General features: G+C 72.2%; 10 protein-coding genes. 3 read left to right on the top strand and 7 right to left on the bottom strand.

The features are described 5' to 3' along the window. Window positions 1–15: 15 nt before the first annotated feature. From WBG99_RS29045 to WBG99_RS29030, 4 genes are all read right to left on the bottom strand, one after another. Window positions 16–1,254 carry an MFS transporter gene (locus WBG99_RS29045; protein ID WP_338899131.1) on the bottom strand — a complete coding sequence of 413 codons (1,239 nt, stop codon included), beginning with the start codon at window positions 1,252–1,254 and terminating at the stop codon, window positions 16–18. A 98-nt stretch (window positions 1,255–1,352) separates the two neighbouring features. Then, window positions 1,353–2,819, bottom strand: coding sequence for a citrate:proton symporter (locus WBG99_RS29040; protein ID WP_338899130.1), 1,467 nt, complete (start codon window positions 2,817–2,819; stop codon window positions 1,353–1,355). A gap of 121 nt (window positions 2,820–2,940) precedes the next feature. Then, the gene (locus WBG99_RS29035; RefSeq protein ID WP_338899129.1) at window positions 2,941–5,196 is read right to left on the bottom strand and encodes a molybdopterin oxidoreductase family protein; all 2,256 of its coding nucleotides are present in this window, start codon (window positions 5,194–5,196) and stop codon (window positions 2,941–2,943) included. A 180-nt stretch (window positions 5,197–5,376) separates the two neighbouring features. Next, complete coding sequence (locus WBG99_RS29030; RefSeq protein WP_338899128.1) at window positions 5,377–5,994, bottom strand: TetR/AcrR family transcriptional regulator; 618 nt, start codon at window positions 5,992–5,994, stop codon at window positions 5,377–5,379. 294 nt (window positions 5,995–6,288) lie between these two features. Between WBG99_RS29030 and hmgA the strand changes: the two genes are divergently transcribed. From hmgA to WBG99_RS29015, 3 genes are all read left to right on the top strand, one after another. Further along, the gene (gene hmgA, locus WBG99_RS29025) at window positions 6,289–7,605 is read left to right on the top strand and encodes a homogentisate 1,2-dioxygenase (RefSeq protein ID WP_338899127.1); all 1,317 of its coding nucleotides are present in this window, start codon (window positions 6,289–6,291) and stop codon (window positions 7,603–7,605) included. Between the two features lie 28 nt (window positions 7,606–7,633). Next, window positions 7,634–8,383, top strand: a complete 750-nt coding sequence (locus WBG99_RS29020) for a GntR family transcriptional regulator (RefSeq protein ID WP_338899126.1) — start codon at window positions 7,634–7,636, stop codon at window positions 8,381–8,383. Between the two features lie 77 nt (window positions 8,384–8,460). After that, window positions 8,461–9,654 carry a type ISP restriction/modification enzyme gene (locus WBG99_RS29015; protein WP_338899125.1) on the top strand — a complete coding sequence of 398 codons (1,194 nt, stop codon included), beginning with the start codon at window positions 8,461–8,463 and terminating at the stop codon, window positions 9,652–9,654. A 171-nt stretch (window positions 9,655–9,825) separates the two neighbouring features. On the opposite strand, the gene WBG99_RS29010 is transcribed toward WBG99_RS29015, so the two are convergent. From WBG99_RS29010 to WBG99_RS29000, 3 genes are all read right to left on the bottom strand, one after another. Further along, a complete protein-coding gene (locus WBG99_RS29010) occupies window positions 9,826–10,092 on the bottom strand; it encodes a hypothetical protein (protein WP_338899124.1) in 267 nt (88 codons plus the stop codon). 115 nt (window positions 10,093–10,207) lie between these two features. Next, on the bottom strand, window positions 10,208–11,011 hold the full coding sequence (locus tag WBG99_RS29005; RefSeq protein ID WP_338899123.1) for an anti-sigma factor: 804 nt from the start codon (window positions 11,009–11,011) through the stop codon (window positions 10,208–10,210). 34 nt (window positions 11,012–11,045) lie between these two features. Continuing rightward, on the bottom strand, window positions 11,046–11,588 hold the full coding sequence (locus WBG99_RS29000; protein WP_338899122.1) for a sigma-70 family RNA polymerase sigma factor: 543 nt from the start codon (window positions 11,586–11,588) through the stop codon (window positions 11,046–11,048). Window positions 11,589–11,867: the final 279 nt, after the last annotated feature.

The following is an 11,867-nucleotide window of genomic DNA, read 5'->3' as shown; positions in this document are numbered from 1 at the left end:
CCGTCAGATGTCCCTCTACCGGCTCATGGACGCACCGGACCGTGCGTCCTCCCCCGCGCCCGCCTCCTCCCCGTCCCTCCCCCGCTCCGGCTCCGCCGGTGACCGCAGGGCGATCCCCGACGACACCAGCAGCAGCGCGCCGAGCATCACGAACGGCGCGGCCACACCCGCGACACCGGCGATCAGTCCCGCGGCTGCGGGCGCCCCGGCCTGCCCCAGCCGGTTGCCGGTCAGCCGCAACGCGAGGGCGGTGGAGCGGGCGTCCTCCGGCGCGGCCTGCACCACCGTCGTCATGGACAGCGGCTGCCCGGCCCCCAGACAGAACCCGAGGGCGGCGAGCATCAGGGCCAACACCCACACCGGGACCGGCAGCGCGATGCCGGCGCACAGCACGGCCCCCAGCACACAGGTGACGGTGAGCAGCGCGGTCCGGCCGAGCAGCCGCAGCATCGGCGTCATCACCAGTCGGCACACGATGGTCGCCGCCGCGCGCAGACTCAGCAGGACCCCGATCACCGAGGGCGCGATGCCCCGGTCCTCACCGACCACCGGCAGATAGGCGGTGAGGATGTCGGTCGCCGACAGCACGGCGAGGCTGATGAAGATGCCGCCGGGCACTCCCCGGGTGCGCAGGATGCGGTGCACGGGCACCCGCTCGCCCTGTGCCGTACCGGACTTGGGTTCGACGGGGCGCTCTGTCCGCCACAGCGACGTGAACGCGACCGCCGCCCCCGCGCCCGCAACGACCAGCGCCAGGGCGCTCGTACGGGCCATGTCCGGGCCGCCGATCAGGGCGCCCGCGGCGACCGGGCCGACCAACTGCCCGAGGGAGGCGCCGATGGTGAAGTGGCCGAAGTTGCGGTCGTGTTCGTGCGGGGCGGACTGGCGGGCGACCAGGGACTGTGCGCCGATGACGAAGAACAGGTGGCCGAGGCCCATCACGCCGCTCCACACGGCCATCGCCACCAGCGAGTTCGCCAGGCCGCTCAGCGCACAGCCGCCGGCGATGAGGACGACACCCACGGGCAGCAGCGGTGCGCACCGCCCCTGGTCGGTCCGGCGGCCGAGCGGGACGGCGGCGAACAGCGGGAGCAGGGCGTAGACCCCCGCGATCACGCCGACCGCCCGCTCGTCGGCACCCAGCGCGAGGGCCCGGTAGGACACGGCGGGCCGGGCCATCGACACCGCCCCCTGCGCGAAGCTGAAGGCGATGACGAGGCGGAGCAGCCAGCCGCGGTTCCTACCGGGCCTCACGATGCGGTCCTCCTTGAAGGAAGTTCACGCCGGGTCGCGGGGACTTCACCCGGGTCGGGGGAAACGTCGCTCCGTGCGCGGGAGTCGGGTGGCACGGTTCAGATGATGCCGAACAGGATGCCCGTGCCGAGGATGACCAGCGAGGTCGCCGCCGCCCACTTCACCACGAACTTCGTGTGGTCGCCGAACTCGACCCTCGCCATGCCCACCAGCACGTACACGGCCGGCACCAGCGGGCTCGACATGTGCAGCGGCTGGCCGACGAGCGAGGCGCGGGCGATCTCCAGCGGCGAGACACCGTGCGCGGCACCGGCCTCGGCGAGGACCGGCAGGACGCCGAAGTAGAAGCCGTCGTTGGACATGAAGTAGGTGAGCGGCAGGCTCAGGAAACCGGTGACGAGGGCCATGTGCGGGCCCATGCCGGACGGGATGCCGTCGACGATCCACTGGGCCATCGAGTCGACCATGCCGGTGCCCTGGAGGACGCCGGTGAAGACGGCGGCGGCGAAGACCATGCCCGAGACGTTCAGGACGTTGTCGGCGTGGGCGGCGAGCCGTTCCCTCTGGGTGGGGATGTGGGGGAAGTTGACCGTCAGTGCGAGCGCGGCGCCGAGCAGGAAGAGCACCGGGATCGGCAGCCACTGCATGATCATGGCGGTCAGCAGCGTGACCGTGAGCAGCGCGTTGAACCAGTACAGCTTGGGGCGCAGCGTCGGACGGTCGGGGTCGAGGCCCTGGAGGCGTACGTCGTCCGCCTCGTCGTCCTCGGCGTCGGCGTCGGTGCCGGAGCCCGCGCCGCCGGTGGCCTTCGCCGTACGGACCTCGTCGTCGCCGGAGCCGACGGCGGCGGAGGACGAGGCGCCCGCGCCGACCAGCACGGCCTCCTCGGACCCGGTCGTCCCCTGGTCCTTGACGATCCTCTCCTGCTCCAGCGCCTCGTCGAGGCTCAGCACCCCGAGGCGCTTGCGCTCCCGCAGGCCGAGGCCGTAGGCGAGGATGAAGACGAAGAGCAGGCCGACAAGGAGCGCCGGGATCATCGGGACGAAGATCTCGCCGGCGTCGAGCTTGAGCGCGGTGGCGGCGCGGGCGGTCGGGCCGCCCCAGGGCAGCGTGTTCATCACGCCGTTGGCGGTGGCGGCGACCCCGGTCATCACGACCAGGCTCATCTTCAGGCGCTTGTACAGCGGGTACATCGCCGAGACCGTGATCATGAAGGTGGTCGAGCCGTCACCGTCCAGCGAGACGATCGCGGCGAGCAGCGCCGTGCCGACGACGATGCGCAGCGGGTCGGCCCTGCAGAACTTCAGGATGCCTCGGACGATCGGGTCGAAGAGGCCGACGTCGATCATGAGGCCGAAGTAGACGATGGCGAACATCAGCATCGCCGCGGTGGGCGCGAGGTTGCCCACCCCCTCGATGACGTAGTCGCCGAGATGGGCTCCCTTTCCGACGAACACGCAGAAGAGTGCCGGGATCAGCACGAGCGCCGCGATCGGCGACATCTTCTTCATCATGATCAGGACCAGGAAGGTCGCGATCATGGCGAAGCCGAGGATGGTCAACATGTGGATACCTAACGTTCGCCCTTGAACTCCCACCAGGGCACCGGCGGTGCGACGACGTTAGGGCGGGCCCACAAGCCTTAACAAGACGTTGACATGCGAGCAATAAGAGCAGAACTCCAGGTCACAGCGTTGCGTCTACTCGGGCGAGGTCGACCGGCACCCCGTTGAGGACCGCGCTGCCGGACAGCGGGTCGAGCAGCGAGCCGTCGAGAAGCTGGTTGACGTTCACCCCGGGGTCGACCGCCGCGTGGCTCATCCGGGTGCCGGGACGGTCGTGTCCCCAGCCGTGCGGAAGGCTCACCACACCGCGCCGTACGACGTCGGTGACCTCGACGGGAGCGGTGACCTCGCCCCCGGCGCCCTTGATCCGTACGGCGTCCCCGTCGACCAGTTGGAGGCGTTCGGCGTCGTCGGGATGGATGTGCAGGGTGCAGCGGTTGGTGCCGCCGGTGAGGGCGGGGATGTTGTGCAGCCAGCTGTTGTTGGACCGCAGATGCCGGCGGCCGATGAGGACGAGTCCGTCCGGGCGCTCCCGCAGGGCGGTCCGCAGCCTCGGCAGATCGTCGACGATCGGCTGCGGCAGCAGTTCGACCCTGCCGCTCACCGTCTTCAGCGGCTGCGGCAGCCGGGGCTTGAGCGGGCCGAGGTCGATGCCGTGCGGGTGGGCGAGCACCCTCTCCAGGGTCAACCCGCCCGGGAGTGCGCCGAAGCCGTCGCCGTACGGGCCGAGGCGCAGCATCATGTCGAGCCGCCGCTCGGGGCCGCTGTCGCCCGTCAGCTGTGCGGCGAGCTCGCGCGCGTCCCGGCCGTGGACGGGCGAGTGGGTCTCCTTCACGGCCTTGCCCAGGGTCTGGCCGATGACCAGGTCGTCCACGGCGGAGGGGTCGGCGCCGTGCATGCCGGTGGCGGCGAGGGTCAGCCGGGCGAGGATCTCGGTCTCGGACATGCGGCCGTCCTCCAGGGGGACGGCGGCGCGGTGGTAGCGGACCTGGTTGCGTACGGCGAAGGCGTTGAACGCGAAGTCGAAGTGCGGGGCCTGGGAGGGCGGGGGCGGCGGCAGGACGACGTCGGCGTGGCGGGCGGTCTCGCCCAGGTACGGGTCGACGCTGACCATGAAGTCGAGGGAGTCGAGCGCCTTGTCGAGGCGGTCGCCGTCGGGTGCGGAGAGCACGGGGTTGGCGGCGACGGCGATGAGGGCGCGGACGGGACTGCCCTCAGGGGTGGCGGTGTCGATCTCCTCGGCGAGCGCGGACAGCGGCAGCTCGCCCTTGGCCTCGGGGTGGCCGCTGACCCGGCTGTGCCAGCGCCCGAGGCTGAAGCCGCGGCCGGGTCCGGCGGGCCGGGGTGTCCTGTCGGTCGCGGACTGCGGGAAGAGGGCGCCGCCGGGCCGGTCGAGGTTGCCGGTGAGGATGGTGAGGACGTCGACCAGCCAGCTGGCGAGGGTGCCGTGCGGGACGGTGCAGCTGCCGATGCGTCCGTATACGGCGGCGGTGGGCGCGGCGGCCAGCTCCCGGGCGAGCGCGTGGATGGTGCCGGCGTCGACGTCGCAGGCCCCGGCGACGGCTTCGGGCGTGAACTCCCTTACGGCGTCGGCGAGTTCGTCCAACCCCTGGGCATGCGGGGCAAGGTCCCCGAGGTCGACGAGCTGCTCGGCGAAGAGGACGCTCGCCATCGCCGCGAGCAGCAGCGCGTCCGTGCCCGGACGGATCGCCACGTGCCGGTCGGCGAGCTTGGCCGTGCGGGTCAGACGCGGGTCGACGACCGTGAGGGTGCCGCCGCGCGCCCTGAGGGCCTTGAGCTTGCCGGGGAAGTCGGGAGCGGTACACAGACTGCCGTTGGACTCCAGGGGGTTGGCGCCGAGGAGCAGCAGATGGTCGGTGCGGTCGAGGTCGGGGACGGGGATGGCGTGGGCGTCGCCGTAGAGCAGTCCGCTGGAGACGTGCTTGGGCATCTGGTCGACGGTGGAGGCGGTGAACACGCTGCGGGTGCCGAGTCCGGCGAGGAGGACGGGCGGGTAGAGGGCGCCGGCCATGGTGTGGACGTTCGGGTTGCCGAGGACGACGCCGACGGCGTGCGGGCCGTGCGCCTCGACGACCGGCCGCAGTCCGGCGGCGACGGCGTCGAAGGCCTCCGCCCAGGTCGCCTCCCGCAGTTCCCCGTCCTCGCGGACCAGCGGGGTGCGCAGCCGGTCGGGATCCTCGTCGACCGCCCCGAACGAGGCGCCCTTCGGGCAGATGAACCCCTTGCTGAACACGTCCTCCCGGTTGCCGCGGGCCTTGGTCACCCGCGTGCCCTCGATGGTGAGGGTGAGCCCGCAGGTCGCCTCGCAGAGCGGGCAGACGCGCAGGGCGGTGCGGGAGTCGGCGGTGGTGGACACGGGTCCTCCCGGGGGGTGGCGATGGCGCTCGGACTCGGGCCGCGCGCGGAGGACGCGCGGCACCGAGACCGAGGATACCGACCGGTATGCCGCGCGGGGAGGCCCCGCCGGAGTCTTGTCGGAGAAACCGCCGGACCCCGGTCCGGTCCGGTGCGGTACGCGCGCCGGATACGTCCGGCATCAGTCCAGTACGCGCGCCAGATACGCCCGCAGCAGTTCCCGCATCTCCTCGATGATCCGCGGGTCCCCCTCCGGCGAGACCCGGAACGCCAGGTGCACGAGGGTGTCGGCGGTCTCGACGGCGATGAGGAAGGTGCGGCGGAGGTCGTCGTCGGGGGTGCGGTCGATGAACGCGGAGAGCAGGTCGGACAGCCGGTCCGCGACGCGGTGGTTGGGTTCCCGGCGGCGGCCTCCGACGGGGATCTGGTTGCCGAAGTCGATGAGGGCGAAGCCGGGGGTGTTGCGCTTCATGTCGAGGTATTCGTCGAGGACGGCGTCCATGGCGGTGCGCCAGCCCCGGCCGCCCGTCGCCTGGAGGCGGCGGGTGACGCGGTCGGTGAAGCGGTCCAGGTTGCGTTCGGCGAGCGCGTCGGCCATCGCGCGCTTGTTGCCGAAGAAGCGGTAGACGGAGCCGATGGGCACACCCGCGCGCAGCGCCACGGCACGGGTGCTCAGCGCGTCGTACCCCACCTCGTCGAGGAGGTCGGCGCAGGCGTCGAGGATCCTGGTCAGTCGTTCCGCACTGCGCCGCTGCACGGGTGCGCGGCGCAAGGAGGTCGCCTGGGACATGGGCTTCATGGTGCCTTTCCGCCGAGGTCCGATGAGCCTTCCGAATGTCTGTACGGCCGGTACCGCCACTTCCGCTCAGCCGTGGAGCGGCACGGACAGCGCACATCCGCACATGCACGGCCTGCCGGGAGACTAGAGCACCGCACTGACAACACGGATCCGCTCCCGGTCCGGTTCTCCCCCGCCCGATGCACCCGGCCTGTCGACGCCTCACCGGCGACCGGTTGTCGCCCCGTCCTCTTGCACCCGCCCCGACGGAATCCTACGGTGATGCAGAGGAATCAGGAGCGCGAGGGAGCGAGCATGAGCGGGGACTCGAGGAAGACGGCCGAGGGGCTGGAGTACCTCTCCGGTTTCGGCAACGAACACGCCTCGGAGGCGGTCCCGGGCGCGCTGCCGCAGGGCCGCAACTCCCCGCAGCGCGCCCCGCTCGGCCTGTACGCGGAGCAGCTCAGCGGCACCGCGTTCACCGAACCGAGGGCCCACAACCGCCGCTCCTGGCTCTACCGGATCCGCCCGTCGGCCGCGCACCCCGCCTTCACGCGGGCGGACAACGGCACCCTCCGTACGGCCCCCTTCACCGAGACGGTCCCCGACCCCAACCGGCTGCGCTGGGACCCTCTGCCGGAGCCGCCGGCCGGCACGGACTTCGTCGCCGGTCTGTGGACGCTCGGCGGCAACGGCGACGCGGCCCGGCGGACGGGCATGGCCGTGCACCTGTATCACGCCAATTCCGCCATGGAGCGGGTCTTCGGCGACGCGGACGGCGAACTGCTGATCGTCCCGGAGCGCGGTGGCCTGCTCGTGCGCACGGAGTTCGGCCTGCTGCACGCGGAGCCCGGCGAGGTGGCCCTGGTCCCCCGCGGTGTCCGCTTCCGCGTCGACCTCCTGGACGGCTCGGCCCGCGGCTACGTCTGCGAGAACTACGGCACCCCCTTCCGCCTCCCCGACCTCGGCCCGATCGGCGCCAACGGCCTCGCGAACCCGCGCGACTTCCGGGCGCCGGTCGCCGCGTACGAGGACGTCGAGGGCCCGGTGGAGGTGGTGAACAAGTTCTGCGGGAACCTCTGGACGGCCAGGTACGACCACTCCCCGCTCGACGTGGTCGCCTGGCACGGCAACTCCACCCCGTACGTGTACGACCTGCGCCGCTTCAACGTCATCGGTACGGTCTCGTACGACCATCCGGACCCGTCGATCTTCACGGTGCTGACGTCGCCGTCGGACACCCCGGGGCTGGCCGAGGTGGACTTCGTGGTCTTCGCGCCGCGCTGGCTGGTGGGTGAGGACACGTTCCGGCCGCCGTACTTCCACCGGAACGTGATGAGCGAGTACATGGGCCTGATCGAGGGCGCCTACGACGCCAAGGCGGAGGGCTTCGTGCCCGGGGGAGGTTCGCTGCACACCATGATGTCGGCGCACGGGCCGGACCGGGAGACCTTCGACCGGGCGAGCGCGGCGGAGCTGAAGCCCCAGCGGGTCGACGACGGGCTGGCGTTCATGTTCGAGACGCGCTGGCCGATCCTCACGACCACGCAGGCGGCCCGCGCGGAGCACCTGCAGCAGGGGTACGACGATGTGTGGGCCGGGCTCCAGCGCCACTTCGGCCCGTTGCGCTGAAGGCGTCCCGCCGGGTAGGGATACCGTGGTGACCTCCTTCGCTCCGGACTCGATCGTCCTGAACCGCAAACTGCCGCTCTGGTACCAGGTGTCGCAGTCCCTGCGCGCCTCGATACTCGGCCGGTCGCCCCAGGAACCCCTGCGGCTGCCCACCGAGGAACAGTTGGCCGGGCACTACGGGGTGAGCGTGCTGACCATGCGGCAGGCGCTGAAGGAGCTGGAGGACGAGGGGCTGATCACCCGGCACCGCCGGCGCGGCACGTTCATCGAGCCGAGCGCCCAGCGGGGCTCGCCCGTGCGGCTGCTCGGCTCGGTGGACGCGATCGTGGCCCAGCAGTCGGGCATGACGACGGAGCTGCTGGACCACGGCAGCACCCCCCTGTCGGGTGAACTCTCGGCGTACTTCCCGGACTTGACGGAGGTCGCGACGTACCACCGGCTGCGCGGCGACGAGAAGACGGGCGAGCCCACCAACCACGCCCGCAACTACGTCCGCCCCGAGCTGGCCGAACGCATCGACCGGGACGCTCTGCTGCGCTGGCCGATGACCAAGGTCCTGCGGGACGTCGTGGGCGTGTCCATCGGCCGGATCACCGACACCGTCGAGGCCCGTATCGCCGACCCGGAGACGGCCCGCCTCCTCCGGGTCCCGCTCCTCAGCCCGATCCTCCACTACACGGGCGTCGCCTACGACGACTCCGGCCGCGTCCTCGACGTGGCGGTCATCCACTACCGTGGCGACCGCTTCTCCTTCACCGTCACCCTCGACGCACCGTGACCGGTGGTGCCGCGAGAGTTGCGTGCGGTGCCCGCGGCGTCCGGTGCGTGGACTCGCAGCACCCCCCAGGCCGTACGATGCCCGGCGTGACGCCCGACGACGCTCCGCTGCTCGCGGACCTCATGCCGTGGTCCGTCGCACCGCCGCGGCTGGGCCGGGGGTGGCCGACGGCCCCCGACACGGCCTCCCTGAAAGCCCGCTGGCGCGCCCTGCTGAAGGCCGAGGGCCCGGACCGGGAGGCCCTGTTCGCTCCCACCCGCTCGCGCACCCTCGCCTCGGCGGTGCCCCAGTTGCCGGGCCGGTCCGGCGGCACCGGCCGGCTGGCCCGCGAGTCGGGCCCCTGCCCCGAGCCCGTGCGGGTCCTGGCGGCCCCCTTCGACGAGCAGTGGCTCCTTCCCGACCACCGCCTGATCGACTCCGCCCGACCCGAGCTGTGGCGTGTGGCGGACGACCACCAGGTCTTCGTCGTCGAACAGTCGGTCACACCCGAGCCGTCCGGCCCCCTCCTCCTCGCCTCTCCCGTCCTGCCGCTGACCCCGCCACACGGCCCCCGCATCGGCCGTGTCCGCCCGCTGTACCGACGGCCCGGCGGACAGGAACCGAACCTGGCGCCGGGACTGCCGGAGCACCTCGCCGAGCGCCTCGGCACCGATCCCGTCGACCCCCTCGACGTCCTCGCCTGGTTCCTGGTCGCCGCCCGTCCGGGCCCCCGAGGCATCGAAGTCCCGCTCACCACCGACCCCGAGACCTGGGACCACGGTGTCGGACTGGGCCGCCGCACCCTCTGGCTCATGCGCCGAAACGGCGACCGCCCCAAGCTCCCCGGGGGCCGCCGCCCCTACGTCCGCGCCCCGTTCCCCTCCCGCCCTCTGGAACTGCGCTACGACCCCGGGGAAGAAGCCCTGCTCATCGACGAGGGCCGCATCTCCCCCGTGCCGGCCGAGGCCTGGGACTTCCACGTCGGCGGAGTCCGCGCCCTGCAGGAGTGGTTCGCCCGCCGCACGGAACCGGCGGAGCCGGGCACGCTGGAGGCGGTACGCCCGACGACCTGGCCGCAGCCCTGGACCTCGGAGCTGCTGGAGCTGATCACCGTGCTGGCCCTGCTGGCGGAACTGCGCCCCTCACAGGCCGCGTTGACCATCCAGAGGCCGATCACGCCGGCGATGCTGCGCGAGGCGGGCGTCCTTCCCGTGCCGGACACGACCCGCAGACCCGCCTCGGTACTGGACCACCACGAGGAGGGCCCGGAGGGCCAGTTCACGCTGCTGTGAGGAAGAGCGGCGGGGACGAGGCCTGGACGGGAGTGGTGCCCGCGCTCGGGGAGCACGCCGGTCACTGCCGCGTGCCGCGGGGATGACGGACGACGGGAGCGCGGCGCTGCGCCGGGGTGGTGTGGTCGCCTGAGAGCGTGCCCTCTGCCGGGAAAGCTGGTGCCGTGGGTGCTAGCGGCTGCCGAACAGCGAGCGGCGCAGCCTCTTCAGGGGGGCGAACAGCGAGACCCGGCCGACGCGCGTGTTCTTGCTGTCACGGCGCTCGTGCGGGGAACGTGCCGTTATTTCGCGCATCAGCGAGGTCGCCTCGGCCGTCTCGCGCTGCGGAACCGCCGGGCCGCTCAGCACCGAGAGATGGCGGTCGAGACGCGAACTGGTCGCGCTGCTCCCGCAGGTGATCGCAGGGACTCGCGCCCTGCGCACTGTCATCTGTTCCATGTCACTCCCCACCCGTACGCGTCCACCCGGCCCGGGCAGCGTAACCATATCGCCCCGTCGGAGCACTCGGGAATCACGCTCCTGGTATTCACCTACCCCGCGGGGTCGTTGCTGATTACTCTCCGAATCCTACCGATTCCAGGGCGAGTTGGACAACTGGCTGGCTGGTGGGTTGCGGTGATCCACCGTCGGGTTCAACGGTCACTGCGAGTGACGTCGCGTCGGAGTCCATCCCGTTCGCGACCACGGGCGTGTCGCCGTCGAAGAGACCCAGGGAGCGTGGTTGCACGTCGGGGCGCATGAGCCAGAGCTGATGCACCCGGCCGTCCGGGAGGTCCTCGAATCCGCTGAGGGTCACGATCGCACTCCCCTCCTCGGCGGAAGCGATCACTCCGATTCCATGGCCCTCCGCGTCCCGGTCACCGCTCACGCGGGCGTCCGGGGCGGCGAGAACGTGGGCGATCTCACTCGCCTGCGCGCGCTCCGCCTCCAGTTGGTCCCGGGCGCGGTCCGCCTGGACGGCGAAGAGGGAGGCCACGACGAGCGCGGCGGCGGCCGTGGCGGCGGCCAGCGGGGCGAACAAAGGGCGCATCCGGGGCGCACGGGCGCGCGTCTTCGGCGGCGGGGCGGTCCCCCAGACATGCGGCGGCAGATGCTGCTGGGGGCGCGCCTGGGCCGGGGCCTCCTGCGGAGTGTCGCGTACGGCGGCGAGGACGCGGTCGCGCAGCGCGGCCGGTGCCGGGGCGGCCGTGGACCAGGCGAGGCGGACGGCGTCCTCGGACAGGGCCCGCACCTCGGCGGGGCAGCGGTCGCACCGCTCCAGGTGCTTGTCGAAGCGGCGCCGCTCGTCGGGCTCCAGGGCGTCGAGCGCGTAGGGGGCGGCGAGCGAGTGGAGGTCCTCGCGGCGGAACAGGCTCACGCGGCACCTCTCCCGGGCCGGCCGTTCAGGGCGCTCATGCGGCTCCTCCCAGGCATTCGCGCAGCCGTGTGAGTCCGTCGCGCATACGGGTCTTGACCGTGCCGAGCGGGCAGGAGAGCCGCTCGGCCACCTCACGGTAGGTGTAACCGTCGTAGTAGGCGAGGGTGACGGACTCGCGCTGCAGGGAGGTGAGTTTCTCCAGGCAGTGGCGCACCCACTGGCGTTCGAGTCCGGCCTCGACCTCCTCGGTGACCTGGTCGAAGGCGGTGAGGTGGGACCGCCGCCCCTCGCGCCGTTCGCGCTCGGTGGCGGCGCGGGCGCTGCGCACCCGGTCCACCGCGCGCCGGTGCGCGAGGGTGAGGACCCAGGACAGGGCGCTGCCCCGGGCGGGGTCGAACCGGCCCGCGGAGCGCCAGAGTTCGAGCAGCACCTCCTGAGCCACCTCCTCCGACTGCGCGGGGTCCCGGACGACCCGGCGGACCAGCCCGAACACCGGGCCGGACACCACCGCGTACAGGTCCTCGAAGGCCCGTTGGTCGCCGCCGGCCACCCGGACCAGCAGCCTGTCCGCCTCCACTGGCTCCCCCTCGCCTCCGGCCGAGCACGGCCATCCCCGCGCGTAAGGCATTCGCAACGAACCCACCTCCGGATGGGGGTACGGATCAGCCTGCCCGAAACGCGGGTCGCCCGCCGACGGATCCGGTCGGCCCGGATGCGACCGCACCGGGTGGGACGAGATCCCGATCGACGAATCGCGCTCCGCGCTGAAACAACCTGTCAAACGCGCCGTAAGAACGTTTGGGATTCGACCAATCCACCCTGCCGACCGCTCCGAATGGCGTTCGTCAGGCAAGTT

This window comes from Streptomyces sp. TG1A-60 (genome assembly GCF_037201975.1).
GTDB lineage: Bacteria > Actinomycetota > Actinomycetes > Streptomycetales > Streptomycetaceae > Streptomyces.
The sequence above is the reverse complement of the archived record's forward strand: the minus strand, read 5'-3'. Positions and strand labels throughout refer to the sequence as shown.

What these genes read in the sequence shown, in the direction of transcription:
- WBG99_RS29040 (WP_338899130.1), bottom strand. Translation starts at nt 2,819, where the DNA reads ATGTTGACCATCCTCGGCTTCGCCATGATCGCGACCTTCCTGGTCCTG.
- WBG99_RS29030 (WP_338899128.1), bottom strand. Translation starts at nt 5,994, where the DNA reads ATGAAGCCCATGTCCCAGGCGACCTCCTTGCGCCGCGCACCCGTGCAG.
- hmgA (WP_338899127.1), top strand. Translation starts at nt 6,289, where the DNA reads ATGAGCGGGGACTCGAGGAAGACGGCCGAGGGGCTGGAGTACCTCTCC.
- WBG99_RS29015 (WP_338899125.1), top strand. Translation starts at nt 8,461, where the DNA reads ATGCCCGGCGTGACGCCCGACGACGCTCCGCTGCTCGCGGACCTCATG.
- WBG99_RS29010 (WP_338899124.1), bottom strand. Translation starts at nt 10,092, where the DNA reads ATGGAACAGATGACAGTGCGCAGGGCGCGAGTCCCTGCGATCACCTGC.